This window comes from Micromonospora citrea, assembly GCF_900090315.1.
Lineage (GTDB): Bacteria > Actinomycetota > Actinomycetes > Mycobacteriales > Micromonosporaceae > Micromonospora > Micromonospora citrea.
In genome coordinates, this window is sequence record NZ_FMHZ01000002.1 from 4,454,123 (window position 1) to 4,478,013 (window position 23,891).

Annotated in this window: 29 protein-coding genes and 1 pseudogene; 14 read left to right on the forward strand and 16 right to left on the reverse strand. The window is 73.1% G+C overall.

Annotation, left to right across the window (positions count from 1 at the left end):
- Positions 1 to 108 precede the first annotated feature (108 nt).
- From GA0070606_RS20495 to GA0070606_RS20510, 4 genes are read right to left on the reverse strand one after another with little or no spacing between them, the layout of a single operon-like run.
- The gene (locus GA0070606_RS20495; RefSeq protein WP_425413062.1) at positions 109 to 1,977 is read right to left on the reverse strand and encodes an ABC transporter ATP-binding protein; all 1,869 of its coding nucleotides are present in this window, start codon (positions 1,975 to 1,977) and stop codon (positions 109 to 111) included.
- Positions 1,974 to 3,791, reverse strand: a complete 1,818-nt coding sequence (locus tag GA0070606_RS20500) for an ABC transporter ATP-binding protein (protein WP_091103030.1) — start codon at positions 3,789 to 3,791, stop codon at positions 1,974 to 1,976. Before GA0070606_RS20500 ends, GA0070606_RS20495 begins: the two co-directional genes overlap by 4 nt.
- 48 nt (positions 3,792 to 3,839) lie before the next feature.
- Positions 3,840 to 4,340, reverse strand: a complete 501-nt coding sequence (locus GA0070606_RS20505) for a methylated-DNA--[protein]-cysteine S-methyltransferase (RefSeq protein ID WP_091103032.1) — start codon at positions 4,338 to 4,340, stop codon at positions 3,840 to 3,842.
- A complete protein-coding gene (locus GA0070606_RS20510) occupies positions 4,337 to 5,788 on the reverse strand; it encodes a DNA-3-methyladenine glycosylase 2 family protein (RefSeq protein ID WP_091103035.1) in 1,452 nt (483 codons plus the stop codon). Before GA0070606_RS20510 ends, GA0070606_RS20505 begins: the two co-directional genes overlap by 4 nt.
- Before the next feature lie 141 nt (positions 5,789 to 5,929).
- Between GA0070606_RS20510 and GA0070606_RS20515 the strand changes: the two genes are divergently transcribed.
- The 3 genes from GA0070606_RS20515 (at position 5,930) to ychF (ending at position 8,617) form a co-directional block, all read left to right on the forward strand.
- Complete coding sequence (locus GA0070606_RS20515) at positions 5,930 to 6,412, forward strand: hypothetical protein (RefSeq protein WP_091103038.1); 483 nt, start codon at positions 5,930 to 5,932, stop codon at positions 6,410 to 6,412.
- A 199-nt stretch (positions 6,413 to 6,611) separates the two neighbouring features.
- The gene (locus GA0070606_RS20520; RefSeq protein ID WP_176737375.1) at positions 6,612 to 7,379 is read left to right on the forward strand and encodes a Type 1 glutamine amidotransferase-like domain-containing protein; all 768 of its coding nucleotides are present in this window, start codon (positions 6,612 to 6,614) and stop codon (positions 7,377 to 7,379) included.
- Positions 7,380 to 7,531: 152 nt separating this feature from the next.
- Positions 7,532 to 8,617 (forward strand): redox-regulated ATPase YchF, encoded by a 1,086-nt coding sequence (gene ychF, locus GA0070606_RS20525; RefSeq protein ID WP_091107946.1) that lies wholly within the window; start codon positions 7,532 to 7,534, stop codon positions 8,615 to 8,617.
- 79 nt (positions 8,618 to 8,696) lie between these two features.
- Here ychF and GA0070606_RS34045 read toward each other — a convergent pair whose 3' ends face one another.
- A complete protein-coding gene (locus tag GA0070606_RS34045; RefSeq protein ID WP_425413063.1) occupies positions 8,697 to 9,101 on the reverse strand; it encodes an immunity protein Imm33 domain-containing protein in 405 nt (134 codons plus the stop codon).
- A gap of 169 nt (positions 9,102 to 9,270) precedes the next feature.
- On the opposite strand from GA0070606_RS34045, the gene GA0070606_RS20535 reads away from it, so the two are divergent.
- Positions 9,271 to 9,816 carry a GNAT family N-acetyltransferase gene (locus tag GA0070606_RS20535; protein ID WP_091107948.1) on the forward strand — a complete coding sequence of 182 codons (546 nt, stop codon included), beginning with the start codon at positions 9,271 to 9,273 and terminating at the stop codon, positions 9,814 to 9,816.
- A 61-nt stretch (positions 9,817 to 9,877) separates the two neighbouring features.
- Here the strand turns inward: GA0070606_RS20535 and GA0070606_RS33415 are convergent.
- Both GA0070606_RS33415 and GA0070606_RS20540 read right to left on the reverse strand, forming a co-directional pair.
- Positions 9,878 to 10,023, reverse strand: a pseudogene (locus GA0070606_RS33415) (IS256 family transposase); the annotation flags it as partial.
- Positions 10,024 to 10,053: 30 nt separating this feature from the next.
- Positions 10,054 to 10,521: a MarR family winged helix-turn-helix transcriptional regulator gene (locus tag GA0070606_RS20540; protein ID WP_091103041.1), complete on the reverse strand. Its 468-nt coding sequence runs from the start codon at positions 10,519 to 10,521 to the stop codon at positions 10,054 to 10,056.
- An 82-nt stretch (positions 10,522 to 10,603) separates the two neighbouring features.
- On the opposite strand from GA0070606_RS20540, the gene GA0070606_RS20545 reads away from it, so the two are divergent.
- Positions 10,604 to 11,065, forward strand: a complete 462-nt coding sequence (locus GA0070606_RS20545) for an ester cyclase (protein WP_218106034.1) — start codon at positions 10,604 to 10,606, stop codon at positions 11,063 to 11,065.
- Between the two features lie 14 nt (positions 11,066 to 11,079).
- Here the strand turns inward: GA0070606_RS20545 and GA0070606_RS20550 are convergent, their stop codons facing one another.
- The 3 genes from GA0070606_RS20550 to GA0070606_RS20560 form a co-directional block, all read right to left on the reverse strand.
- The gene (locus tag GA0070606_RS20550; protein ID WP_342672170.1) at positions 11,080 to 11,316 is read right to left on the reverse strand and encodes a COG3415 family protein; all 237 of its coding nucleotides are present in this window, start codon (positions 11,314 to 11,316) and stop codon (positions 11,080 to 11,082) included.
- A gap of 93 nt (positions 11,317 to 11,409) precedes the next feature.
- Positions 11,410 to 12,003, reverse strand: a complete 594-nt coding sequence (locus GA0070606_RS20555; protein WP_091103046.1) for a maleylpyruvate isomerase mycothiol-dependent enzyme family protein — start codon at positions 12,001 to 12,003, stop codon at positions 11,410 to 11,412.
- Positions 12,004 to 12,276: 273 nt separating this feature from the next.
- On the reverse strand, positions 12,277 to 13,137 hold the full coding sequence (locus GA0070606_RS20560; protein WP_091103049.1) for an SDR family oxidoreductase: 861 nt from the start codon (positions 13,135 to 13,137) through the stop codon (positions 12,277 to 12,279).
- A 116-nt stretch (positions 13,138 to 13,253) separates the two neighbouring features.
- Here GA0070606_RS20560 and GA0070606_RS20565 point away from each other — a divergent pair, with 116 nt between their 5' ends.
- From GA0070606_RS20565 to GA0070606_RS20575, 3 genes are all read left to right on the forward strand, one after another.
- Positions 13,254 to 13,874, forward strand: coding sequence for a TetR/AcrR family transcriptional regulator (locus GA0070606_RS20565; protein WP_091103052.1), 621 nt, complete (start codon positions 13,254 to 13,256; stop codon positions 13,872 to 13,874).
- A gap of 329 nt (positions 13,875 to 14,203) precedes the next feature.
- Positions 14,204 to 14,665 carry a hypothetical protein gene (locus tag GA0070606_RS20570; protein ID WP_091103054.1) on the forward strand — a complete coding sequence of 154 codons (462 nt, stop codon included), beginning with the start codon at positions 14,204 to 14,206 and terminating at the stop codon, positions 14,663 to 14,665.
- Between the two features lie 55 nt (positions 14,666 to 14,720).
- Positions 14,721 to 15,203, forward strand: coding sequence for a DUF3995 domain-containing protein (locus tag GA0070606_RS20575; protein ID WP_091107952.1), 483 nt, complete (start codon positions 14,721 to 14,723; stop codon positions 15,201 to 15,203).
- Here the strand turns inward: GA0070606_RS20575 and GA0070606_RS20580 are convergent.
- The gene (locus GA0070606_RS20580; RefSeq protein ID WP_091103056.1) at positions 15,185 to 15,394 is read right to left on the reverse strand and encodes a hypothetical protein; all 210 of its coding nucleotides are present in this window, start codon (positions 15,392 to 15,394) and stop codon (positions 15,185 to 15,187) included. The genes GA0070606_RS20575 and GA0070606_RS20580 overlap by 19 nt on opposite strands.
- A 266-nt stretch (positions 15,395 to 15,660) precedes the next feature.
- Between GA0070606_RS20580 and GA0070606_RS20585 the strand changes: the two genes are divergently transcribed.
- The 4 genes from GA0070606_RS20585 to GA0070606_RS20600 all read left to right on the forward strand — a co-directional run bounded on the left by GA0070606_RS20585 (position 15,661) and on the right by GA0070606_RS20600 (position 19,559).
- Positions 15,661 to 16,662, forward strand: coding sequence for a hypothetical protein (locus GA0070606_RS20585; protein WP_091103059.1), 1,002 nt, complete (start codon positions 15,661 to 15,663; stop codon positions 16,660 to 16,662).
- Between the two features lie 9 nt (positions 16,663 to 16,671).
- Complete coding sequence (locus GA0070606_RS20590) at positions 16,672 to 17,187, forward strand: pyridoxamine 5'-phosphate oxidase family protein (RefSeq protein ID WP_091103061.1); 516 nt, start codon at positions 16,672 to 16,674, stop codon at positions 17,185 to 17,187.
- 754 nt (positions 17,188 to 17,941) lie between these two features.
- On the forward strand, positions 17,942 to 18,277 hold the full coding sequence (locus tag GA0070606_RS20595; RefSeq protein ID WP_091103063.1) for a YciI family protein: 336 nt from the start codon (positions 17,942 to 17,944) through the stop codon (positions 18,275 to 18,277).
- Positions 18,270 to 19,559, forward strand: a complete 1,290-nt coding sequence (locus GA0070606_RS20600; RefSeq protein WP_091103065.1) for an RNA polymerase sigma factor — start codon at positions 18,270 to 18,272, stop codon at positions 19,557 to 19,559. The genes GA0070606_RS20595 and GA0070606_RS20600 overlap by 8 nt, the downstream gene beginning before the upstream one ends.
- On the opposite strand, the gene GA0070606_RS20605 is transcribed toward GA0070606_RS20600, so the two are convergent.
- From GA0070606_RS20605 to GA0070606_RS20615, 3 genes are read right to left on the reverse strand one after another with little or no spacing between them, the layout of a single operon-like run.
- Entirely contained in the window at positions 19,552 to 19,914 is a 363-nt protein-coding gene (locus GA0070606_RS20605; RefSeq protein WP_091103067.1) for a PH domain-containing protein, read from the reverse strand. The two genes, GA0070606_RS20600 and GA0070606_RS20605, sit on opposite strands and share 8 nt — an antisense overlap.
- A gap of 36 nt (positions 19,915 to 19,950) precedes the next feature.
- The gene (locus GA0070606_RS20610) at positions 19,951 to 20,175 is read right to left on the reverse strand and encodes a hypothetical protein (RefSeq protein ID WP_091103069.1); all 225 of its coding nucleotides are present in this window, start codon (positions 20,173 to 20,175) and stop codon (positions 19,951 to 19,953) included.
- A 47-nt stretch (positions 20,176 to 20,222) separates the two neighbouring features.
- Entirely contained in the window at positions 20,223 to 21,107 is an 885-nt protein-coding gene (locus tag GA0070606_RS20615; RefSeq protein ID WP_091103072.1) for a LysR family transcriptional regulator, read from the reverse strand.
- 86 nt (positions 21,108 to 21,193) lie between these two features.
- Here GA0070606_RS20615 and GA0070606_RS20620 point away from each other — a divergent pair, with 86 nt between their 5' ends.
- Complete coding sequence (locus GA0070606_RS20620; protein ID WP_091103074.1) at positions 21,194 to 21,670, forward strand: VOC family protein; 477 nt, start codon at positions 21,194 to 21,196, stop codon at positions 21,668 to 21,670.
- A gap of 116 nt (positions 21,671 to 21,786) precedes the next feature.
- Here GA0070606_RS20620 and GA0070606_RS20625 read toward each other — a convergent pair whose 3' ends face one another.
- The gene (locus GA0070606_RS20625; RefSeq protein ID WP_091103077.1) at positions 21,787 to 22,092 is read right to left on the reverse strand and encodes a 4a-hydroxytetrahydrobiopterin dehydratase; all 306 of its coding nucleotides are present in this window, start codon (positions 22,090 to 22,092) and stop codon (positions 21,787 to 21,789) included.
- 183 nt (positions 22,093 to 22,275) lie between these two features.
- Here GA0070606_RS20625 and GA0070606_RS20630 point away from each other — a divergent pair, with 183 nt between their 5' ends.
- Positions 22,276 to 22,716: a (deoxy)nucleoside triphosphate pyrophosphohydrolase gene (locus GA0070606_RS20630; RefSeq protein ID WP_091103079.1), complete on the forward strand. Its 441-nt coding sequence runs from the start codon at positions 22,276 to 22,278 to the stop codon at positions 22,714 to 22,716.
- 76 nt (positions 22,717 to 22,792) lie between these two features.
- On the opposite strand, the gene GA0070606_RS20635 is transcribed toward GA0070606_RS20630, so the two are convergent.
- A complete protein-coding gene (locus GA0070606_RS20635) occupies positions 22,793 to 23,890 on the reverse strand; it encodes a succinate dehydrogenase/fumarate reductase iron-sulfur subunit (RefSeq protein ID WP_091103082.1) in 1,098 nt (365 codons plus the stop codon).
- Position 23,891 lies beyond the last annotated feature (1 nt).

Here is a 23,891-nt window from a genome sequence, read left to right on the forward strand (position 1 = left end):
CGTCGCCGCGGACGGTTGGGAACCGCTCCGCTCGGCGCGGTGAGTCTAGTGGCACCGGTGATCATCGTGGGCCCCGCGCGTTCGTCGGACGCGGTCGTCCACGCGGCCTCACACCAGGGACTCGCGCCACTGCCGGTGCAGGGCGGCGTACCGGCCGCCGGCCCGGGCGAGCCGGGCGGGTGGGCCGTCCTCGACGATCCGGCCGGCGTCGAGCACCAGCACCCGGTCGGCCGTCTCCACGGTGGAGAGCCGGTGGGCGATCACGAGGGCGGTACGGTCCCGCAGGACGGTGCCGAGCGCGCGCTGCACCAGCCGCTCGGTCGGCACGTCCAGCGAGGACGTCGCCTCGTCCAGGATCAGCACCGCCGGATCGGCCAGGAACGCCCGGGCGAACGCGACGAGCTGCCGCTGGCCGGCGGAGAGTCGGCCGCCGCGCCGGTGCACCTCGGTGGCGTACCCGTCGGGGAGGGCCGCGATGAAGTCGTGCGCGCCGATCGCCCGCGCGGCGGCCTCCACGGCGGCGTCGTCGGCGCCCGGCCGGCCGAAGCGGATGTTCTCCGCGACGGTGCCGCCGAAGAGGTGGGTCTCCTGGGTGACCAGCACGACCGCGCGGCGCAGCTCGGCGTCGGCGACGTCGCGCAGGTCGACCCCGCCGAGGCTGACCGTGCCGGCGAGCGGGTCGTGGAACCGGGCGAGCAGCTTCGCCACCGTCGACTTGCCGGCGCCGGTCGACCCGATCAGGGCCACGGTCTGCCCGGCCGGGACGGCGAGGTCGAGCCCGGCCAGGATCGGCGCGTCCGGCCGGTAGCCGAAGGTGACCGCGCGGAACTCGACCGCCCCCCGCCCCGGCCCGGCGCGCAGCGGCACGGGCCGGGCCGGCTCGGCCACCGACGGCCGCTCGTCGAGCACCCCGGCGAGCTTCTCCAGGGCGGCGGTGGCCGACTGCAACGAGTTGTAGAACTGGCTCAGCTCCTGCATCGGCTCGAAGAACCGCCGCAGGTAGAGCAGGAAGGCCGCCAGCACGCCGACCTCGGTCGCCCCGCCCAGCACCCGCCAACCGCCGTAGCAGAGCACCACCGCCACGGTCACGTTGCCGATCACCTTGATCCCCGGCGAGTACGTCGCCATCAGCCGGAACGCCTGCCGGCTCGCCACCCGGTAGTCGTCGTTGACGGTCGCGAAGATCCGTTGGTTGCGGGGCTCCCGGCGGAACGCCTGCACCGCCCGGATACCGCGCATCGACTCGACGAAGTGGACGATGACCAGAGCCATCGACTCCCGGGTGCGCCGCCAGGCGTGCGCCGACGCCCGCGCGAACCAGCGCGACAGGCAGAACAGGAACGGGAACGCGAGCAGGGTCACCGCGGCCAGCGGCAGGTCCAGCCAGAGCAGGATGGCGGCCACCGACAGGATCGACAGCACCGCCAGGACCAGGCCGTCGATGCCGCCGCCGACCAGTTCCCCGATCGCGTCCAGGTCGCTGGTGAGCCGGGAGACCATCCGGCCCGAGGTGTACCGCTCGTGGAACGCCACCGACAGGCGCAGGAAGTGCCCGTACACCCGCTGGCGGAGGTCGAGCAGGACGGCCTGGCCGATCCGGGCGGAGAGGGTGAGGAAGCCCCGGCGGGCCGCGTACTCGACGGCGGAGGCGGCGGCGAACGCGGCGGCGACCGCCAGCAGCGGGCCGGGCTCGCCGGCCCGCAGCGGCGCGATCGCCCGGTCGATGCCGAGCATCACCAGGTACGGCCCGGCCATCGCCGCCGCGTTCTGACCGAGCAGCAGCGCGACGGCCAGCCCCAGCCGTCGCCGGTGCGGGCGCAGCAGGTCGCGCAGCAGCACGCGGCTGCGGGCCCGGAGCCGGGCCACCGCCTCGGGTGAGGTGTCCTCGGCACGGCTGCGGTCGGCGTCCGGGTCGGTGGCCATCCCGCGCCACCGGGTGAGATCCGCCCCGCCGGGGTGGGCGGCCCCGCCGGTCACGACCGCACCAGGCCGCGACCGTCGGGCGGCGCGGGGGCCGGCTCGGCGGAGAGCACCGCCCGGTACGCCGGCACGTCGGCGAGCAGGTCGGAGTGCCGCCCGACGGCGGTGATCCGACCCCCCTCCAGCAGCGCCACCCGGTCGGCGAGGGCGATCGTGGAGGGCCGGTGCACCACCAGCAGGGCTGTGGCGTCGCGCAGCACCCGCTTCAACGCGGTCTCCACCAGCGCCTCGGTGTGCACGTCGAGCGCGGACAGCGGGTCGTCCAGCACCAGCAGCGCCGGCCGCCCGAGCACCGCCCGGGCCAGCGCGAGCCGCTGGCGCTGCCCGCCGGAGAGCGACAGCCCCTGCTCGCCGACCCGGGTGGCCAGCCCCCACGGCAGCTCGTACGCGAACTCCGCCCGGGCCAGCGCGAGTGCGGCCCGGACCTCGTCCTCCCCGGCCTCCGGCCGGCCCAGCGTGAGGTTCTCCCACACCGACATGGAGAACAGCGTCGGCTCCTCGAAGGCGACCCCGACCAGCCGGCGCAGCGAGGAAAGCCGCAGCTCGCGCAGGTCGTGCCCGTCCAGGGTGACCCGGCCGCCGGTCACCTCGTGCAGCCGGGGCACCAGGGAGAGCAGGGTGCTCTTGCCGCTGCCGGTCGCGCCGACCAGCGCCACGGTCTCGCCCGGCTCGACGGTCAGGTCGACGCCGCGCAGCACCGGCGTCGTGGTCCCCGGGTAGCGGAACGAGACCCGCTCGAAGCGCAGCCGGCCGCGCACCTGGGCGCGGCGCAGGGCGACGGCGTCCGGGGCGTCCACGATGGCGGGCGGGGTGTCCAGCACGTCGAGGACCCGGTCGGCGGCGGTCGCCGCCTCCTGGCCGTTGGCGATGATCCAGCCCAGCGACTGCACCGGCCAGATCAGCATCAGCTGGAGGCTGACGAACGCGACCAGCTCGCCGATGGTCAGCACCCCACGGGCGGCGGCCGCCGCGCCGGCCACCAGTACCACGCCCAGGGTCACGTTCGGCACCAGGTCGAGCAGGGCGGAGGTGCGGGCCAGCAGCCGGCCCTTGCCGACCCCGGTGTCGTGCAGCGCGCGGGCGTCGACGGCGAACCGGGCGGCCAGTTCCGGCGCCCGCCCGTACGCCTTCATCGTCCGCAGGCCCTGGGCGGTCTCCTCGACCAGCGTGGCCACGTCGCCCTGCTGGTCCTGCATCCGGCGGGACGCGGCGTGGTAGCGCCGGGCGAAGCGGCGGGTGATCAGGAACAGCGGCACCGCGCTCGCCGCCACCAGCAGCCCCAGCGCGGGGTGCAGCCGGATCAGCAGCACCACCACGGCCAGGTAGGTCACCAGGTTGAGGACCAGGAAGAACAGCCCGAAGGAGAGGAAGCGGCGCAGCACCGACAGGTCGCTGGTGATCCGGGACAGCAGTTGCCCCGACCGCCACCGGTCGTGGAAGCTCGCGGGCAGCCGTTGCAGGTGGGCGTAGACGTCGGCGCGGATCGCCGCCTCGATCCGCATCGAGGACGACGACTGCACCCACCGTCGGATGAAGATCAGCAGCGCCTCGGCCAGGCCGAGCAGCAGGGCCAGTCCGGCCAGCCGGAGCAGCCCGGCCGGATCCTGCCGGGCCACCGGGCCGTCCACCACCCGCTGCGTGACCAGCGGTACGGCGATGCCCGCCCCGGTGGCGGCGAGCCCGGCCAGCAGCAGCCAGCCGAACTCGGCCGCGTGGGGACGCAGGTAGTGGCGCAGCCGCCAGAGGCTGTGCAGCGGACGCGGGCCGGCCTCGACCCCGGGAGCGGGGTTGCCGTCGCTCGCCGCAGGCACTACCCGACGGTAGCGTCAAATGTGAACGACGCCGCTGTCAGCTTCCCGTCACGGCCGCTCGTGCCCGAGAAGCCACTTCTTCACGTCCAGCCCCCAGCGGTAGCCGCCGAGCGTCCCGTCGGTGCGCAGCACCCGGTGGCAGGGGACGAAGAGCGCGGCAGCGTTGCGGGCGCAGGCCGCGGCGGCGGCGCGTACGGCCGCGGGACGGCCGGCGAGCCCGGCGTAGGCCGTGTAGGTCACCGGGTCGCCCGGCTTCACCTCGCGCAGCACCTGCCAGGCGTGCGCCATGAAGACGCCGCCGGTGTGCTGCTGCACCGGCACGTCGTCGATCGCGGTCAGCTCGCCGTCGAGGTAGGCCCGCACGGCGGCGGTGACCGGCCCCAGGTCGGTCCGGCGCCGCAGGGGCGCCCGCAGCGTCGGGTGCACCAGGGGGAGGAGGTGCTCGGGGTCGCCGGTGAAGCCCGCCGCGCGGACCTGGCCGTCCGGGCCGGCCACGATGCTGAGCGGCCCGATCGGGGTGTCGACGACGGTGCTGTCGTTCATGCTCATGCTGCTCTCCAGAGTCGGATCACCGCGTACGAGCGCCAGGGGCGCCAACGGTCGGCGTACGCGTCGAGGGTCTTCGGGTCGTCGGGCAGGCCGAGGGCGGCGGCGCCCCGGCGCACGGCCAGGTCGGTGGGGAGGAGGACGTCCGGGTCGCCGAGGGCGCGCATCGCGACGTAGCCCGCCGTCCACGGGCCGATCCCGGGCAGCGCCAGCAGCCGCCGCACGGTCTCCGCGCGGTCCCCGCCCGGCGCGAGGTCCAGCGCTCCGTCGGCGACGGCTCCGGCCAGGGCGCGGATCGTGCCCCGCCGCCCCGCCGGCATCCCGAACACCTCGTCCGGCACCCCCAGCACCTCCTCGGCGGTGGGGAAGCCGGTCAGCCACGGCGCCGGCCCTTCGGGGTCCTCCGGCGCGGGCGGACGGAGGTGGGTCAGCAGGCGGGTGAGGGTGGTGCGGGCCGACCGCACGGAGACCTGCTGGCCGACGATCGCGCGCAGGGCCATCTCGAAGCCGTCGACCGAGCGGGGCAGCCGGATCCCCGGCTCGGCGGCGACCGCCCCGGCCAGGGCCGGCTCGGCGGCGAGGGTGCCGTCGACGGCGGTCGGGTCGGCGTCGAGATCGAGCAGGCGCCGGCAGCGGGCCACCGCGGGAGCCAGGTCGCGCATGTCGGTCAGCCGCAGGGTGGCGCTCACGTGCCCGTCCGCCGGGGTCAGGGTCGCCTCGCCCGCGCCGTGCGGCAGCCGCAGGCCCCGGCGGTACGTCCCGTCGCGCACCTCCTCGACGCCCGGCAGCGCGCGCAGCGCGAGGAAGTCCAGCAGCGCCCCCGCGTGCAGCGGCGGACGGTACGCGAGCCGCAGCGTGATCGTGCCCGCCCCGCCGGGGGCGCGGCACCGGCCACGGGCGCTGCGCAGCTCGGACGGGGCCCTCCCGTACACCTCCCGGACCGTGTCGTTGAACTGCCGGACGCTGCCGAAGCCGGCGGCGAACGCGATCTCCGCCATGCCCAGGCCGGTGGTCTCGATCAGCGTGCGGGCGGTCTGCGCGCGTTGCGCCCGGGCCAGGGCGAGCGGGCCGGCGCCCATCTCCGCCCGCAGCATCCGGTGCAGGTGCCGTTCGGTGTAGCCGAGCCGGGCGGCCAGCCCCGGGATGCCGTCCCGGTCGACCACCCCGTCGGCGATCAGCCGCATGGCCCGGCCGACCACGTCGGCCCGGACGTCCCACTGCGGGGAGCCCGGGGCGGCGTCCGGCCGGCACCGGCGGCAGGCGCGCAGACCCGCGCCCTGGGCCGCCGCGGCCGAGGGGAAGAACCGGACGTTCTGCCGCTTCGGCGTCGTCGCCGGGCAGGAGGGCCGGCAGTAGATCCCCGTCGAGGTGACGCCGGTGTAGAACCAGCCGTCGAACCGCTGGTCGCGGCTGTCGACGGCCCGGTAGCACCGCTCGAAGTCCAATTCCACGTCACCGATGATGCCCCTGCTCCGGGCCGTCGGCTCGCGGGAATCGGACGTGGTCGTACGGGTGGGAACGGGACGTCCGGCGCCGAAAGTGTCGGTTGTGGCCGGTACCGTCCGGCCACCAACTCAAGAAGGGGTGCGGCAATGGCGAGCGTGGCGGGTCGGGAAGCGGCGTCGACACGGGACGGGCACCCCCCGCTGGACGGCGCGGTGGTGCAGGGCTTCTACGACCGGATGCGTGCGGTCGCCCCGGCCGCTGTCGGCGCCATCGAGCGGGACCGGGCCGGTGACCCGGGGCGGGCGTTCGGCGACACCGCCTGCGGCCGGCTGGTGCGCTCGCTGGACGCCGACGGGCTCCGGGCGCTGGGCATGTGGGTGCACCACTGGTGCATGCGGTTCTACGACGACGACACCCGGGTGGCGCTGCGTCTGGTCCGGGAGATCGCCGGCCGCCCCGGGCTGGGCTGGACGGCCGACGAGGTGCGCTGGATGCTCCGCGAGTCCTACGCGGCCGGCCCGGCGGCCGAGGCGCGCTTCACGCTGCCGCTGGCCGCCGCCGGGGAGCTGGGCCCGGGCGTCCTGCGGATCGAGCCGGTCGTCCCGCGCCAGCCCGGTCCCCGCGACTGACCGGCGGCGTGCCGGCCCGGTCCCCGCGACCGACCGTCGTCGCGGCGGCCCGGCTGCCGTGACCGGCTGCCGGTGACCGGCTGCCGCGCTCGGCGGTCCGGCTCCCGGTGACTGGCTGCCGCGCTCGGCGGCCCGGCTCCCGGTGACCGACCGGCGGCGTGGCGGCCCCGCCCTCGTGGCCGGCCGTTCGCCCGGCAGGATGGGCAGCGCCGACACCGACGGAAGGACGACCGTGCCCGCCAGCGAACCGACCATCCTCGCCACCAGCATGGGCATCCACGCGCCGCGCCGCGCCGGCGAGGCCCGTCGGGTCAACCCCGTCTTCGACCTCGCCGCCGAGCTGGCCGGGGCGGGGCCCGAGCCGAGGATCTGCTTCCTCAACCAGGCCGAGGGGGACCAGCCGACCACGCTGGCCTGGGTCTACGAGGCGTTCGCCGGCAGCCGGTTCCGGATGACGCACCTGGCGCTCTTCCCGATGCCGAACGTCGACGACGTCCGCGCCCACCTGCTCGCGCAGGACGTCGTCTGGGTGGGCGGCGGCAGCGTCGCCAACCTCTGCGCGGTGTGGCGGGTGCACGGCCTCGGCGAGATCCTGCGGGAGTGCTGGGAGGCCGGCGTCGTGCTCGGCGGGGTCTCCGCCGGCTCGATCTGCTGGCACGCCGGCGGCGCCACCGACAGCTTCGGCACCACCCTGCGCGGCTTCACAGACGGGCTCGGCTGGCTGCCGTACGGCAACGGCGTGCACTACGACAGCGAGGACCAGCGCCGGCCGCTGATGCACCGGCTGGTCGGCGACGGCACGCTGCCGACCGCGCACTGCACCGACGACGGCACCGGCCTGCTCTACCGGGGCGACCGGCTGGTCGAGGCGGTCGCGGACCGCGAGGGTGTCTCGGCGTACGAGGTCAGCCGCGGCCCGGACGGCAACGTGCGGGAGACCCCGATCGCGCCGCGCCTGCTCGGCTGAGCGCACCCCCTGACCGGGCCGGTCCCGCGGGCCGATCCTGGTACGGGAGCGCCCCTCGCGGGGCCGTCTCGTACCAGGATCGGTCGGGCGCCGGCCCGGTGCACCGGCCTGCCTCGTCGGGGGCGTGGGGCACCGGCGTAAGCTGGCTCGTCGTGAGTCTCACCATCGGCATCGTCGGCCTGCCCAACGTCGGCAAGAGCACCCTGTTCAACGCGCTGACCAAGAACGACGTGCTCGCGGCGAACTACCCGTTCGCCACCATCGAGCCCAACGTCGGCGTCGTCGGGTTGCCGGACGAGCGGCTGCACAAGCTCGCCGAGATCTTCAGCTCGCAGAAGGTGCTGCCCGCCCCCGTGTCGTTCGTCGACATCGCCGGCCTGGTGCGCGGCGCCTCCAAGGGGCAGGGCCGGGGCAACGCGTTCCTGGCGAACATCCGTGACGCCTCGGCGATCTGCCAGGTCGTCCGGGCCTTCTCCGACCCGAACGTGGTGCACGTCGACGGCAAGGTCTCCCCGGCCGACGACATCGAGACGATCAACACCGAGCTGATCCTCGCCGACCTCCAGACGCTGGAGAAGGCGGTGCCGCGGCTGGAGAAGGAGGCCAAGCTCCGCAAGGACCGGGCCGCCGCGGTGACCGCCGCCAAGCAGGCCGTCGAGCTGCTCGACACCGGCGTCACCCTCTACGCGGGCGCCAAGGACGCGGGCATCGAGCTGGAGCACCTGCGTGAGCTGCACCTGCTCACCACGAAGCCCTTCCTCTACGTCTTCAACGTCGACGAGGCCGAGCTGGGCAACGCCGAGTTCCTCGACGAACTGCGCGCCCTGGTCGCCCCCGCCGAGGCCGTCTTCATGGACGCCAAGATCGAGTCCGAGCTGGTGGACCTGCCCGAGGAGGAGGCCCGCGAGCTGCTGGAGTCGATCGGCCAGCAGGAGCCTGGCCTCGACCAGCTCGTCCGGGTCGGCTTCCGCACGCTCGGGCTCCAGACGTACCTCACCGCCGGCCCCAAGGAGGCGCGGGCCTGGACCATCCCGGTCGGCGCGACCGCGCCGGAGGCCGCCGGGGTGATCCACTCCGACTTCCAGCGCGGCTTCATCAAGGCCGAGGTGGTCTCCTACGCCGACCTGGTCGCGGCGGGATCGATGGCGGCGGCCAAGGCGGCGGGCAAGGTCCGCATCGAGGGCAAGGAGTACGTGATGCAGGACGGCGACGTTGTGGAGTTCCGCTTCAACGTCTGAATCCGACCTGTTTCCCCAGGTCAGGAAGGTGTGCCCTCGCTCTGGGGCACAACCCCGGGCCTCATCGGCCGCGCCGAGGTCAGATGTTGAGGAGAGTCTCGTCGTACCAGACGTCCTCGTAACCGGGTGCCAGTACCACGCCCCAACCTGGTGAAGGGCGAGATACGGCCCAAGCTCCGGGGCGTGTTCGTCCAGGTGCTCGACGTGCAAGGGTGCAGAAGTTGTCGTCTTCCTGGGGAATCGCAGGGCCCCGCCACACGAACCAGCCGTTGCCGTTGCCGGCGGTCGGGTGCCGCAGGGCGTTGAGCGGCTCCATGTGGCGTGGGCGCGACAGCGCGAGGCCGACCATCGTTCGCTGTCTGGGCGGAACTGGCTCGACCGTGAAGCGTCGACACGTGTCGCGTTGCGCGGCTGGGACACCGAAGCCCGGCATACGCCGACGCCAGCTGATCATGTTGCCCATCATGTGAAGTCGAGTTGTCATGGGTCAACCGGAGTACGACAGCGGCTGCCGGCGATGTCGGGTCTCATGACCTGCGTGACAGATCGGTCTCGGGACGTGGGTGACGCGTCCGGCCAGGACGATCGTGGCGTGCCCGCGCTTCCGGTCCAGCCTGGCGGAAGGGGACATGCCCGCCTGGGACGATGGGCGGGTGCAGATCACCCGACTCATCACCTCGGAGGATGCGTCGGCCCTGGACGAGTTGCTTTGCGTCAACCGCGAGTTTCTCGCGCCGTGGGACCCGATCCGGAGTGAGGACTACTTCACCGCACACGGCCAGCACGCCGTCATCGAAGCCGATCTCCAGCAGCACGAGCAGGGATCGAAGTTGCCCCACGTCATCCTCGACGACTCCGGTCGCGTGATCGGCCGCATCACGCTCAACGGCATCGTGCGCGGCCCCTTCCAGTCATGCGCCATGGGCTACTGGGTGAGCGCCAGCCACAATGGCCGAGGGTTCGCGAAGAAGGCGGTGCGCGAGATCGTGCGGGTGGCCTTCGAGGAGTTGGGGTTGCATCGGGTGCAGGCAGAGACCCTGCTGCACAACGTCAGATCGCAACGGGTGTTGGAACGCAACGGGTTCGTGCGGTTCGGCATGGCGCCGGAGTACCTCAACATCGCCGGCCGGTGGCAGGATCACGCCATGTACCAGGTGGTGAACCCGTCTTGGCAACCGGCTGAACGTCACCGCCCGTAACGCAGCACGTCGAAGCCCGCGTCAGTGCTCAAGGCGCCCAGGTGCTTGCTGACACTGATCGCGCCAGCCGGGTGCGGCCGGTCCCTGTCGGGTCCACCCTGCGGGTCACAAGGTATAGGCGGGTTGTTCGGAGATGCCCGCCCGGCGGGCGTGGGTCGCCCGGCGGTAGCGGGCGTTCAACGACTCGACAGCGTTGGTGGCGTTCGGTGCGCCCTCGATGCTTCGCTGTCTCTTGAGCTACCGCGTACGCAGCCGCTCTGTCTGCTGACTGCCGACCTCGGTGGTGCGCTGCAGGTATCGCTCGATCACCGCGAGTTCCTCGTCGGTGAAGTCTTCGAGCGCTTGGACGAAGGCGTGGCCGGGCACGTCCCATGCCGCTTGCAGTTCTGCGTTGCGCTGTGTGGTCAGCGAGACCCGCGCCTTCCTGCGGTCCTGTGGGTCCGGTCTTCTCTCGACGAGGCGGGCCCGCTCCAGCCGATCAACCAGCCGGGTGGCCGATCCCGAGGTCAGGCCGGTCAACTTCGCGATCTCGCCGGTGGTGAGCGGTTCGGATTCGAGGCCGAGCAGGCTTATGCACTGCAGGTCCGTCGGGTGCAGCCCGAGTCGGTCGGCGAGGGTCTGGTTGAAGAGGGTGTAGGCGGCATGGTGCCGCCGGGCGGCCGTGGTGACGGCCGATAGGAGTTCCGCGCGGCTCTGGTTTGACACGGCTCAGCTCCCCTTCCTACGATATCTGCGTCACGCAGATATCGCGTGACGCAGATATCGTATCTGTTGACAGGAGATCATTGTGAGACCCCCATCCGACGCCCAGCTCCGCGACCTCTACGGCCGCTGGGCCGAGATGTGGCGCGGCGACTTCAGCCACGCCAACGAGATCCTCGACCGCGACTTCGTCGTGCACCAGGCACGGCCGGACGGCACCGACTCCGAAGCGACGACCGGCCCCGCACGGCTGCTCCCCGAGATCGAGCAGACGATGGCAGCGTTCGGCGACGTCACCATCACCGTCGACGTCGGACCGATCGTCCAGGACGACCTGGTCTCCGCGCGGTGGACCATGCACGCCACCTACGCGGGAGGCCTTCCGCAGGCGACCGCGCCGATCGGCACCAAGATTGCGTTCAGTGGCCACGACATCCTGCGCGTGTCCGGCGGCAAGTTCGTCGAGTACTGGACCTGCACCGACGTCTTGGACGGCCTTGCCCAACTCGGAGCGATCGCCGGCCCCAACGGACCGGCCCACCGGTAACGCTCGCCCCATGCTCACTGAGGGGCCAGGCTGGGCGTCCCCATCTGGTTGAACCGGTGAATGACCTGCCGGACGGAGTCCTCGTCGGTCAGGGCCAGGCGGGCGATCACCGGCACGGTGTTCCCTCCAGCCGAGGCGAGCACGACCAGCGTTCGACACAGACGGACCGCCGATCTCGTCCCGAGAACCAGACGTTGCGAGTCCTGACCTTCTTGATCACTCAATCGGCGTGCCCGCACGGGTTCTGCCACCCGCATAGCCTCGACCGGTGCCGGGTCCGCGGAGCGGGCCCGGCACCGCGTGTCACCAGACCCGCCGCCGTCTGTGGTCACGACACCAGGGGCTCATTCGCCCAGCGGAGCACCCCGCCAGCGCCATTCCCCGAGCTGTGGGCGTCCCGGCAGCTCGATCCGGCCGGTGGACCACCGCAGTGCCGCCCACGGGTCGACGGTGGCCAGTTCCCGCGCCGCCTCAGGAAACAGTCGGGCGAGTACGCGAGCGCACACCTCACGCGGGGGGTCGATGGCAAGACCCAGGCCCTGGGCGATGTCGTCCCCGTGCAGCAACGTCTCCACGCACCCCATGGCGGCGAAGCCCTCCGGATCAGCTTGACCCGCCGGGTGGTAGGCCCGGACATCCGCTCCGGACGTGCGCACCGTGGCTGCCAGGATGCGGCCACCCGCCTCGGCGAACTCCAGTACCTCCGCCGGGGAAGCGTCCTTGTCGGCGACTGCCATGAAGCGCGTGAACCGCCCCTCCGGCCGGGCCACCAGCTGGCCCGCGAACGACATCAGGCAGTCACCGATGTGTTCGGCGGTGTGCCAGCAGTCCCACTCCAGGCTGCCCGCCCGCGTGGACCAGTCCAGCCCGGTCGCTGGTCGTAGGCTGGCGACAACGCTGGACAATGCCGCATCGAGATCATCGGCGGTGACCGCCACGTCTTCCCCCCAGGTGCGCGAGGCCGATGTCGCACCGGCCTTGATCGGTAGCCGCCACCATGCCTGACCGGTGTGACACCGAAGCCCTGAAAGCCTCGTGAGCAGGCGTGCAGCAGCGGTGCCCTCGGCGGACGAACGCGGCCAGGGGTCCCGCTTCAGCGCCTGAGCGCGCGCACCTGGCGACGGTGTGCGGCACGACGCGCCCGGCGGGACGACGGCAGGCTGACCCCCTTCCTCCTCGTCCCCGGCGAGAGGGCCGTGGTCCCGCTCAGGTCAGGCCGCTCCCGGCGCCGGGATCGCCTTCTCGGCGGCGCGGCTCACCTCTTCCCAGGCCGCCCAGGTCTCCATGCGCCGCTTCGAGATGTCGAAGGCGACGTCGTAGACCATGCTGCCCAGCAGGAGCCGCAGGGGCGGGTCGTCGCTGGCGACCAGCTTCATCACGGCCTCGGCGGCCAGCCGCGGCTCGCTGTCGACCGACCCCTCCGCCCACTGCCTGGCCAGTTCCTCGCGCAGGGCGTCGTAGGCCGGGTTCGGGGTGGTCGCCCTGCTGCTGGTGTAGAGGTCCGTCCAGTAGCCGCCCGGCTGGACGATGGTGACCTTGACGCCGAAGCGGGCGGCCTCGGCGGCCAGCGCCTCGCTCATGCCCTCCAGGGCGAACTTGCTCGCGCTGTAGAGCCCCGTGCTGGGGAACCCGCCGAGCGCGCCGATGCTGGAGATCTGCACGAGGTGCCCGCTGCCCTGGGCCCGCAGGTGCGGCAGGACGGCCTGGCTGACCCAGAGCGCGCCGAAGAAGTTGAGGTCCAACTGGGCGCGGGCCTCGGCCTCGGTGAACTCCTCCACCATCCCGGCATACAGCGCGCCCGCGTTGTTCACGACGATGTCGAGCCGGCCGAAGTGCTGGACCGCCCGGGCGGTGACGTCGAAGACCGCCGCGCGGTCGGTGACGTCGAGGCGCAGCGCCAGCAGCCGGCCGGGATGCCGGGCGGCGAGGTCGTCGAGCGGCGAGACGTCGCGGGCCGCGCCGACCACACGGTCACCGGCGGCGAGCGCGGCCTCGGTGAACGCGCGGCCAAGGCCACGACTCGCTCCGGTGATCAACCAGACCCGGGACGTGGCGGTGGCTGAGGCTTCCATCAGGGTTCCTCCCCATTAGCGAGACGGACCGTCTCGTCTTGCTGATGTCGGTGACTCTACCCGCCCCGGCGCGACTGTCAAGACGGACCGTCTCGTCTCTTTGCTAGATTGGCTCCGTGCCCAAGCAGAAGACCGCCCCGGACTCCAGCCGCCGCAGCGAAGCGGCGCGGAGGGCCATCCTCACCGCCGCCCTCGACCTCGTCGGCGAGCTGGGCTACGCGAAGCTCAGCATCGAGGGCATCGCCGCCGCCGCCGGCGTCGGCAAGCAGACCATCTACCGCTGGTGGCCGTCGAAGGGCGCGCTGCTGTTCGACGCCCTCCTCACGTTCGCCACGGACGGGCAGGACGGGCAGAGCGCCGCCCTGCCCGACACCGGCGACCTGGCGGCCGACCTGAAACTGGTCCTGCGGGCCACCGTCGCCGAGCTGAACGAGCCGCGCTACGACCAGCCCATGCGCGCCCTGCACACCGAGATCGTCCATGACCCCGCGCTGGCCGCCGACTACGCGGAGCGGCTGGACGGGCCCATGCGGGAGATCAAGAAGGAGCGCCTGCGCGCCGCCCAGCGGGCGGGCCAACTGGCCGGGGACGTCGACCTCGACGTGGCCGTCGACCTGTTGTTCGGGCCGGTGCTCAACCGGTGGCTCCAGCGCACCGCGCCGCTGACTCCCGAGTACGCCGACCAGGTGGTGGACACGGCACTGCGCGGGCTGCGGCCCCGCGACCGCCAGGGCTGACGGGCCGAACGCGGCTCAGCCCGGCCGACGCCGGGTCGCCCCCGCCCAGCCGGTCCGACGACGGTCACCTCCGCTTCGAGGAGTTCACCGCCCAGACCGCCACGGCGGCGCAGACGCCCAGGCAACCGACAACGCCGCAGAGCAGTCCGCCGACGGCGACGAGGCTCGATCCCATGAGCGGATCCTAGGCGTACGGCGGGCGACGGCAGACCCGGCCCGGTGCTCCCGCGTCGCGTCGGGGCGCCTCTCGGCTGGTCCCTCCAGCGGGGGAGACGGATCCCCCCGGCACGGGAGTGGAACCCCCGTCGGCCGTGGCTACGGTCGCAGGTATGGACGATCATGTTCGCGGCCGGAGATGGCCGGCGTACGGGGTGGCGGCGCTGTTCCTCGCGTATGCGGTGGGAAAGGCCGTCTTCGCCGCGGAGTCCCGGCTCGGATTCCCGGGCGGTCCGGTCGTGTCGGCCGCCGAGCACGAGAGCTACGCCCGCGACGTGATGGACGTGGCCACCGCGCAGTGGTCGGCGGCCGCGTCCGGGCTGCTGGCCGCCTGCCTCGCCGTCGCCACCGTCACGAGGCCGGGGCGCAGGGTGCCGCGCCCTCTGATGCTGCTGGTGCTCGTCGGCATGCTGCTGGCCGGCGGCTCCGGCGCTCTGATCATGGCGGTGGACGGGTTCGTCGGCATCGGTGTGGGCTGGCAGTGGTACCACGGGCTCGTCGGGCTCGTCGCGATCGGGCTGCTCCTGGAGACGATCCGGTCCTACGCGAAGTCGACGAGACGTGCCCCGGCCTGACCGCGCCCGATGGGGCGCGTACGGGGCGGCGGCGTGCGCCACGGCCTACGGGTCGATGAAGCTCGCGCAGGCGCTCGGCGCCAACGCGCTGGCCGACAAGGACCCGCTCCCGCCGGAACTGCGGGAGCGGTTGCTCGCCCGGGATCCGATGTTCGTGGCGAGCCACTGGGTGCTGGCCACCGCCGCGGTGGTCGGCGTCGTGGTCGCGCTGGCCACCCTGCGCCCGTGGCAGGCCGCCCTGCCGCGCCGTCTCCTGCTCGTGGTCGCGTGGACGCTGGGAGTCTTCATGATCTCGCGGTCGGTCGGGCTGCTCGGGTTCGGCTTCGTCGGCGACACGCTGCTGTTGACGGGGGTGCGCCCGCCACCGGCCGAACACGCCGCGCTGGCCCGCGAACTCGCGTGGTGGGACCTGCTGCTGTGGTCGCCGTTCTTCCTGCTCTGGGGGGCGTCGTGGACGGCGGCGGGATGGCGGCTGGGCAGGAGGCGGGCCGCCACCGAGCCCCGGGTGCCCGGGCCGGCTCAGCCACCGCCCATCTGACCGTGCCGCCACACCTCCCCCTGGACGCCGTGGCGCTCCGCCGCGTACCGCTCCTGCGTGGCGGCCGCGTCGCGCGCGGCGGCGGAGTCCTCAGGGGAGGACCGCCGCCGTCGGTCCCGCCGACCCACGACGGCGAACGCCAGCGCGGCGAGCACCACGACGATCCCGATGATCACCAACGCCGTCTTCATGCGCCGCAGGGTGCGGCCTCGGCGCCACCGTCGCGGGGGCCGCCGGTCCCGCCGAGTCGACCGGTCGAGGACCTGGCGGGCCCCGACCGGCGGCGGCCGACCCGCGGGCTGGGCACGGACCCCGGGCCACGCTGCGCCCCATGGCTCTCCCCGACGCGCCGCGCGGATCCGGCGCTCCCCGTCACAAGGCCCGGGAACAGGGGCGGGAGCAGGGCGGCCGACGGCGCCGTCTGACCGGGGAGCCGTCGACCGCCTACGATCTCGCCATGATCACCCCGCCCCTCCCGCCGGACGCGTTCGCCGCCTACCCCGACCTGGAGCAGCTCGGCCGGACGGCCACCCGGCTGCACCCGCGTCCCGGGGCGGTCACGGCCGCCGACAGTCACGTTGGCGGGCCACTGCTCTGGCCGGCCGACGAGCCCTGGCCCACCTGCGGCACTCCGCACATGGTGCGGGAGGAGGTGCCGATCCCGGTCGAGCTGGTGAACCGGATGCGGGCGGCGGAGCGCGGGCGCCGACAGCCGCACGTCCTGGCCGAGGGTGAGGTCGAGCTGCACGAGGAGATCGCCGCCCTGGTCGGCCCGGGTTTCGTCGGCTGGGGCTCGCGCGACGGCGGGCCGGTCGTCGGCTTCCGGTACGTGCCGCGACCGCACCCCGTGCCGAATCCGATGGTCGCGCTGGCGCAGCTGCGCGCGTCCGACGTTCCCGACCTGCCCCGCCCCGGCGGAGCGGACCTGCTGCAGGTGCTGTGGTGCCCGTTCGAGCACTCGGAGGGCCCGTGGGGGCCGACGGTGCGGCTGCGCTGGCGGCGGGAGGCGGAGCTGACCGACTTGCTCGCCGAGCCGCCGCGCGGCGAGGTCGGCGTCGACCGGTACGTGCCACGGCCGTGCCGGCTGCACCCGGAGCAGGTCGTCGAGTACCCGCACCCCGAGGAGTTGCCGGCGGACCTGCGAGCGCTGGCGGCGGAGGACGAGGACTACGTCGGCACCTTCCTGGCGCCCGGCTGGAAGGTCGGCGGCTACGCGGACTGGAGCCTCACGGACCTGTGCCCGACGCCGTGCCCGCGCTGCGCCGGCCCCACCACGCTGACCCTCGTCGTCGACTCCTCCGAGCGCGGGGCGGGGCGGTGGCAGCCGACGCGGGCCGACGGCGCGCCGGACCTCGACGCCTACGAGCCGACCGGCGTGGTCGTGGGCCGGCACGGCGCACTGCGCGTCTTCGTGTGCCTGCGCTGCCCGGACGTGCCATTCCTGCTCGACCAGCAGTGAGGAGTGACGATGCCGTCGACCAACCCGTGGCTGGCCGGGCCCAGGCCCACCGGCCGCCTGCCCCGCGAACGGCTGGAGGAGCGCATCCTCAACCTGCTGTCGTCGCAGAACATGTGCGTGCTCGCCACCGCCGGCCCGGACGGGCCGCTCGCCACGCCGGTGCGGTACCACCCGCTGGGGTTCGCGGTGCTGTTCACCGCCGCGCCGGGGTCGCCGAAGATGCGCAACGTCGCCGCCGATCCGCGGGTGTCGGTCGGCGTCTTCGCCCCGCTGGTCGGGCTGGCCAGCAGCCGTGGCGCGCAACTGTTCGGCACGGCCCGGGTGCTCGGGCCGGACGACCCGGAGCGGGCGCACTACTGGTCGGCGTTCCGCTGGGAGAACGAGCACGTCGAGCGCGGCGGGTCGCTCGCCGAGCCGCCCCGCGACACGCTCGTGGTGATCGAGGCGGAACGCATCGTCTACACCGAACACTGGCTGCGGCGTGAGGGTTTCGCTCCCCGGCAGTTCTGGCGTCGTGCGGCTTGACGCCGGCGGAGCGGCTGCGCGGAGGCGAATGTTCCTGACCAACGGCATGACGAGCAGGGATCACGAGTTCAAGTTCGGTCATGGCGGGTCGGGGGTTGGCCGGCCCCCTCGTCGTAGCCGGCCTGGTGGTCGTTCTCCGGCTCTGCGGAGGAAGCGTCGGTCATCCCGTCACCGTCCCGGGTTGTGACCCTGCGTGACATCAGCGCGATGGGTGCCCGAAAATCACTCTCCGTGGTCCCATGATGCCGCCCAACTGATCGTACGGACGCCAGCCAGAGGATTCACCCTCCTGAACAGCGCATTCCTGATTTGTCGCGAAGCTGGCCGGGAACTCGCCTCGCGCCCTTTGCTCTGCACCCATATCAGCACCAGTAACCGAGGGTGGCCGGTGCGGATGTGGGTGCAGAGCAAAGCGTCTGCGACGGTGGTGCGAGGTTCGCAGCCGCGAACACGATGAGTGACGACTCTGCGTGGCTTGCTGGTGCCTGGCGCGGTGCCGGCCGCACGGTGCCCGGCTGTCGCGGCGAAGTGGTTCGCTCGGCGTGGCGTCCGGCACGACCGAGTGCTGGCCGGCCCGGCTGACCCGGCCAGACACCGGCCAGCGAGACCAGGAACCGGCTGGCACGACCAGACACCGTCCGGGCGGGGATGCGAGGCTGCGTGGGAGGACCGGCGAAACTTTCGACCGCGACGTGTCCGGAACCGGGCCGCCCGTTCGTCACCCTGGTGAGAACCCGACACCGAGGAGCGCGCAATGAAGTACCTGATGTTCGTCTGCACCGACGGCGAGCCGGACACCGACCGGGCGGACTGGCCGGACATCGAGGCGTGGGTGGCGGAGAACGACGCCCGCGGCCGGCGGCTGACGGGCGACGCCCTCGCCGACACGACGGCGGCCACCACGGTCCGCGTCCGCAACGGTGAACTGCTGGTCTCGGACGGTCCGTTCGCCGAGACCAAGGAGGTGATCGTGGGCTTCGACCTGCTGGAGTGCGCCGACCTCGACGAGGCGATCGAGGTGGCCCGCGCCCACCCGATGGCCCGCCAGGGGCGGCTCGAACTCCGCCCGGTCGTCAGCCTGGATGGCTGACGACGATGCCGACCGGCTCGCGGTCGCTGACGACACCGCCGTCGACCGGCTCGCGGTGATTGACGCCGCCGACCGGCTCGCGGTGGCCGACGCCGTCACGGCCGCGAGCCGGGAGTCGTACGCCGGAATCGTCGCGTCGCTGATCCGGGTGACCGGCGACTGGGCCCTGGCCGAGGACTGCGCCCAGGACGCGCTGACGCTCGCGCTGACGCGGTGGCCCGCCGACGGGGTGCCCGCCAACCCGGGCGGCTGGCTGATGACGGTGGCCCGCAACCGCGCGGTCGACGTGCTGCGGCGCGCCTCGGTGGAGCGGCGCAAGCTGCGTGAGCTGGCCCTGCTCGCGCCGGCCGGCCCGGCGCCCGGACCGGTGGGGGAGGGGGAACTCGTGGACGACCGGCTGCGGCTCGTCTTCACCTGCTGCCACCCGGCCCTGTCGCTGGAGGCGCGGGTCGCCCTGACGCTGCGTACGGTCTGCGGGGTGCCGACCGCGGACATCGCGCGGGCCCTCCTGGTGACCGAGTCGACCATGACCCGGCGGCTGACCCGGGCGAGGACGAAGATCGCCGCCGCCGGCATTCCCTACCGGGTGCCGACCGGCCCGATGCTCGCCGAGCGGCTCCCCGGCGTCCTCGCCGTGCTCTACCTGCTCTTCACGCGGGGCTACGACGCCGACGGCGAGCCGGCCTTCGCCGACGAGGCGATCCGCCTGGCCCGGCTGCTGGACCGGCTGATGCCGGCCGAGCCCGAGGTGGCCGCCCTGCTGGCGCTGTTCCTGCTCCAGCACTCGCGCCGGCGGGCCCGCCGCGACCGCGACGGCAACCTGCTCACCCTCGACCGGCAGGACCGGTCGCGCTGGGACGACGCCGCGATCGCCGAAGGGCTGGCCGTGCTCGCCCGGACGGCGCCGGACGGCCCGTACGCCCTACAGGCCCGGATCGCCGCGTGCCACGCCACCGCGGCGTCGGTCGAGGCCACCGACTGGGGCGCGATCGCCGAGGCGTACGACCGGCTCGCCCGGCGCCAGCCGTCCCCGGTGATCGAGCTGAACCGCGCGGTCGCCCACGGCTACGCGCACGGGCCGGCGGCGGGGCTGGCGCTGCTCGCCGCCGCCCGGGCCGGCGGAGCGCTGGACGGTCATCCGCTCGCCGTCGCCGCCGAGGCCGAGCTGACCGCCCGGCAGGGCGACCGCGAGCGGGCCGCGGCGCTGTTCCGGCGGGCCGCCGACGCGCACTGCGGGGCGGAGCGCCGGGCCCTGCTGGAGCGCGCCGCCCGGCTCAGCTGATGTGGTGCAGGATCACGTTGTGCACGTGGTGGCTCTTCTGGGCGCCACGGAACTCCACCTCGTAGGTGTGGGTGCCGACGTGGATCGCGATCGCCCCGGTGGAGAAGAACGAGCCGCCCCACGACTTGTTGCTGACCACGCTGACGCTCGTGATCTTCGAGTACGGGATGCTGGTGATGGCGTACCGCTTGCCGACGAAGGAGCGGTCCTGGATGATCACACGCCGGTCGGTCAGGCCGATGAAGCCGGTGCCCGTGCCGACGGCGTCGTAGACGGCGATGATCTGTTCTCCCTGGAGCAGGCCGCTCTGGATCTGCTGGAACTGCTCCTTGCGGTCGTACGTCGCGTTGGCCATGTCCCTCACGGTAGGCCGGGCCCGCCAACCGAAAGATCACCTGCGGCGTGCGACGACGACGAACTCGCCGTCGCCCCGCCCGACCGGTTCCCCGTCCCACCCGCCGTGCACCCGTTCGACCGCGAAGCCGGCGGCGCGCAGCGACCCCCGCAGCTCGTCCTCGGTGCGGAAGCGCAGGGTGGCCGAGCTGAGCGGTTCCTCGCCGTCGCCGAACAGGTAGTGGTGGGTGAAGTCGACGACGCCGCCCGCGACGCCGGCCACCTCCGTGCCGGTCGGACCGGCCGCCGGCGCGGGGCCCGTCGCGCGGGTCAGCGTCCGTTCGCGTCGGTCGCGGCCCGGACGAACTCCCGGATCCGGGCGGTGGTGTTGCTCTCCCGCCAGACCAGGCCGCGATGGATCGGCGGCGCGTCGTGGATCGGCACGTACGCCACGTCTGGGCGCGGGTAGTAGCGCCGGGTGTGCTCGCCGACGGGCAGCACACCCCGCCCCATCGCGACCAGCGTCAGCATCTCCGAGAAGGTGTTGCCCGCCGGCCCCTTCGGCACGGGCCGCCCGGACGGGGTGTGCTCGGGCGTGCGGTCGCGCTTGAACTCCGCCGAGGTCACCGCCGGGTACTGCACGACCGGGTGGTCGCCGAGCACTTCCAGGGAGACCGACTCCCGCCGGGTCAACGGGTGCCCCGCGGCCACCGCGAGCACCCGCCCCTCCTCCAGCAGCGCCGGCCCGCAGGCCATCCCGTCGAAGGGGAACGCGGCCATCAGGATGTCGATCGAGCCGTCCACCAGGCTCGGCCGGGAGTTGAAGAGCTGGACCTCGTGCACCTCGACCTGGCAGTCCGGGTGGCGTTCGGCGAACAGGGCGACGGCCTTGAGCAGCACCGGCGCGGTCCACTCGCCGAGGAAGGCGACCCGCAGCACACCGGTGACGCCGCGTCCCGCCTCGACGGCCCGGCGTACCGCGTCGTCCATTCCTGCCACCAGCGGCGCCAGGTCGTCGGCGAGTTGCCGGCCGATCGGGGTGAGCTGCACGACCCGGCTGGTGCGGGCGAACAGTGGGGCGCCGATGCGGCGTTCCAGCTTCTTGACCACGTGGCTGATCCGCCCGGTGGTCACCCGCAGTCGTTCGGCCGTCCGGCCGAAGTGCAGCTCCTCGGCGAGCGTCAGGAAGGTCTCCAGCTCGTGGCGTTCAAGCACGTGGGTGTCCCGTCGTTGAATCCGGATCAACGATCGTAGTGTGATCGCGTCTTGGTCGGCGAGTCCGGTCGGCGGATCGTGAGGGCATGGAAACGACGACAGTCACCGACCGCCCCGCCGGCCCCGACGCCCCGCCGGGGGCGACCTCCGCGCCGCCGACCGGAGGCGACACGAGCGCCGTACGGGTCAAGGGCTTCGACCACCTGGTGCTCAACGTCTCCGACGTCGAGCGGGCGCTGGACTTCTACTGCGGCGTGCTGGGTCTCGCCCCGGTGCGGGTCGACCGGTGGCGGGCCGGCAAGGTCCCGTTCCCCTCGGTACGGGTCAGCCCGGAGACCATCATCGACCTCGTCCGACGCGACCGGGGCGAATCCAACGTGGACCACTTCTGCCTGGTGGTGGAGCCGCTGGACTGGCAGCGGGTCGTCGAAGCGGGGGTGTTCACGGTCCTGGACGGGCCGGTGGGGCGGTTCGGCGCGCGCGGCAGCGCCACCTCGCTCTACGTGCGGGACCCGGACGGCAACTCGGTCGAGCTGCGCTGGTATCCGCAGGACGCCGCGTAGGGAGGACCTGCGACAAGCCCCGCCGGCGTGACGGCCGGCGGGGCTTGTTGTCCCAGGACGTCCGCGACGGAGCGTCAGGATGTCCGCGACGGAGCGTCAGGGCGCGAGCCGGGGCGTCAGGGCTGGGTGACGGCGCGGTAAGCGTCCTCGATGCGCGCCGCCAGCAGGACCTCGCGCTCGCTGAGCGGGACGTTGCCGTGGCCGACCCGGATGTGGGTGTGGTTGGCGCGGCGGCTGATCTCGGGGCGCAGGTGCAGCGCGTCGGCAACCACCTTCACCCGCTCGGTGAGGGCCGCGTGCTGCGTGTCGTCGATCGCCAGGGTCCGTCGGATCTGCTCACCCTCGCGGGTCCAACCCGTCAACAGGGTGAGGGCGTCGCTGAGCTGGTCGTGCTTCGCCCGGCCGCTGAACAGCACGCGCATCACCGCACCTCCCAGGCGCCGTTGCCGGCTTGTGGCCAAATCGTCGCCGTCCCGTGTCTTGTCGGTGCCCTCTAGTCTGTCGTCGCACGGTGGGTGTGTCCACGCCCACACTTCCGTGTTCTCCTGCCCTGACGGTCGGCCACGCTACCCAAATCGCCGATTGATCTGGCACGCTGGACGCCCGTGCGGACCGAACGGGCTAACGGTGGCGGGCAGGCCGAACGACGGGAGCCGAAGGTGATCGTCGGGGCGGCGATCATCAGCGACGGCAGGGTGCTCGCCTGCGCCCGGGCCGCGCCGCCCGAGGTGGCGGGCATGTGGGAGTTCCCCGGCGGCAAGGTGGAGCCGGGCGAGAGCGAGACCGCCGCGCTCGCGCGCGAATGCGCCGAGGAACTCGCCGTGCGCGTGGAGATCGGCGACCGGGTCGGCCGCAACGTCCGGATGGCGCACGGCCGCTCGGTGCTGAAGGTGTACGCGGCCCGCCTGCTGCACGGCGACCAGCCGCAGGCGCTGGAGCACTCGGCGCTGCGCTGGCTCTCCGCCGACGAACTGGACAGCGTCACCTGGCTGCCCGCCGACGCCCCCATCGTGGCGGCCCTCCGCCCGATCCTCGCGCCTGAATGAGCCGAAGCGGACAACCGGGCGGAAACGGGACGGGGGCCGGCGGCATCAGCCGCGGCCCCCGTCATCGTCCGTGCCCTCAGTGCTTGTCCTGCTCCGGGTGGGCGAAGTTCAGGTGTTCCGGAGGCAACGGGAACTTCACGTCCTCGCCGAACGGCGACGGCGCCGCCGCCCGGTCGAAGGTGAGCTCCGTCAGCGGCAGCTTGCCGTGGTCGTCCACGGCCGGCGCCGTCGGCCGCGGCACCTCACGGTGCCAGTTCACGCCGCGCTGCGCCTGCACCTCGGCCTGCGGGTCGTGCGAACCGCCCGCGTGCGAGTGCACGCCCCCGTGGGCCGCGCTGCCGTGCACCGCACCGCTGGCGTGCCCGCTGGTCACGATGGTCTGAGGCACCTGACCCCTCCGGAAGATCTTGCTACCAAGCCACACGAGGGGATCGTACCTGCGGTCGACGACCCGCTCCTTCATGGGGATGATCCCGTTGTCCGTGATCTTGATGTGCTCGGGGCAGACCTCGGTGCAGCACTTGGTGATGTTGCAGAAGCCGAGGCCCTGCTCGGCCTGTGCGTACTCCTTGCGGTCCGTCTTCGCGTCCAGGGGGTGCATGTCCAGCTCGGCTGCGCGGATGAAGTATCGCGGACCGGAGAACGCCTGCTTGTTCTCCTCGTGGTCCCGGATCACGTGGCAGACGTTCTGGCACAGGAAGCACTCGATGCACTTGCGGAACTCCTGCGAGCGTTCCACGTCCACCTGCTGCATCCGGTATTCCCCCGGAGCCAGGTCGGCCGGCGGCGCGAACGCGGGGGTCTCCCGGGCCTTCTCGTAGTTGAACGAGACGTCGGTGACCAGGTCCCGGATGACCGGGAACGTGCGCAGCGGGGTGACGGTGACCGTCTCGTCCTCCGCGAAGGTGGACATCCGGGTCATGCAGCTCAGCCGCGGCTTGCCGTTGATCTCCATCGAGCAGGAGCCGCACTTGCCGGCCTTGCAGTTCCACCGGCAGGCCAGGTCGGGGGCGTCGGTGGCCTGGAGCCGGTGGATGACGTCGAGGACGACCTCGCCCTCGTTCACCTCGACCACGTAGTCCTGCAGGTCGCCGCCGTTCTCGTCGCCGCGCCAGATGCGGAACTGGCGCTTCGCGCCCGGCTTGCCGGGCGCCGCGGAGTCCTGGTTTCCCATT

Coding starts and splice junctions, on each gene's coding strand:
- GA0070606_RS20605 (WP_091103067.1), bottom strand. CDS start 19,914: ATGGCCAACGCGACGTACGACCGCAAGGAGCAGTTCCAGCAGATCCAG.
- GA0070606_RS20590 (WP_091103061.1), top strand. CDS start 16,672: ATGCCGTCGACCAACCCGTGGCTGGCCGGGCCCAGGCCCACCGGCCGC.
- GA0070606_RS20625 (WP_091103077.1), bottom strand. CDS start 22,092: ATGCGCGTGCTGTTCAGCGGCCGGGCGAAGCACGACCAGCTCAGCGAC.
- GA0070606_RS20520 (WP_176737375.1), top strand. CDS start 6,612: ATGGGCAGCGCCGACACCGACGGAAGGACGACCGTGCCCGCCAGCGAA.
- GA0070606_RS20635 (WP_091103082.1), bottom strand. CDS start 23,890: ATGGGAAACCAGGACTCCGCGGCGCCCGGCAAGCCGGGCGCGAAGCGC.
- GA0070606_RS20515 (WP_091103038.1), top strand. CDS start 5,930: ATGGCGAGCGTGGCGGGTCGGGAAGCGGCGTCGACACGGGACGGGCAC.
- GA0070606_RS20595 (WP_091103063.1), top strand. CDS start 17,942: ATGAAGTACCTGATGTTCGTCTGCACCGACGGCGAGCCGGACACCGAC.
- GA0070606_RS20620 (WP_091103074.1), top strand. CDS start 21,194: ATGGAAACGACGACAGTCACCGACCGCCCCGCCGGCCCCGACGCCCCG.
- GA0070606_RS34045 (WP_425413063.1), bottom strand. CDS start 9,101: ATGACAACTCGACTTCACATGATGGGCAACATGATCAGCTGGCGTCGG.
- GA0070606_RS20580 (WP_091103056.1), bottom strand. CDS start 15,394: ATGAAGACGGCGTTGGTGATCATCGGGATCGTCGTGGTGCTCGCCGCG.
- GA0070606_RS20505 (WP_091103032.1), bottom strand. CDS start 4,340: ATGAGCATGAACGACAGCACCGTCGTCGACACCCCGATCGGGCCGCTC.
- GA0070606_RS20570 (WP_091103054.1), top strand. CDS start 14,204: ATGGACGATCATGTTCGCGGCCGGAGATGGCCGGCGTACGGGGTGGCG.
- GA0070606_RS20560 (WP_091103049.1), bottom strand. CDS start 13,137: ATGGAAGCCTCAGCCACCGCCACGTCCCGGGTCTGGTTGATCACCGGA.
- GA0070606_RS20585 (WP_091103059.1), top strand. CDS start 15,661: ATGATCACCCCGCCCCTCCCGCCGGACGCGTTCGCCGCCTACCCCGAC.
- GA0070606_RS20600 (WP_091103065.1), top strand. CDS start 18,270: ATGGCTGACGACGATGCCGACCGGCTCGCGGTCGCTGACGACACCGCC.
- GA0070606_RS20575 (WP_091107952.1), top strand. CDS start 14,721: ATGAAGCTCGCGCAGGCGCTCGGCGCCAACGCGCTGGCCGACAAGGAC.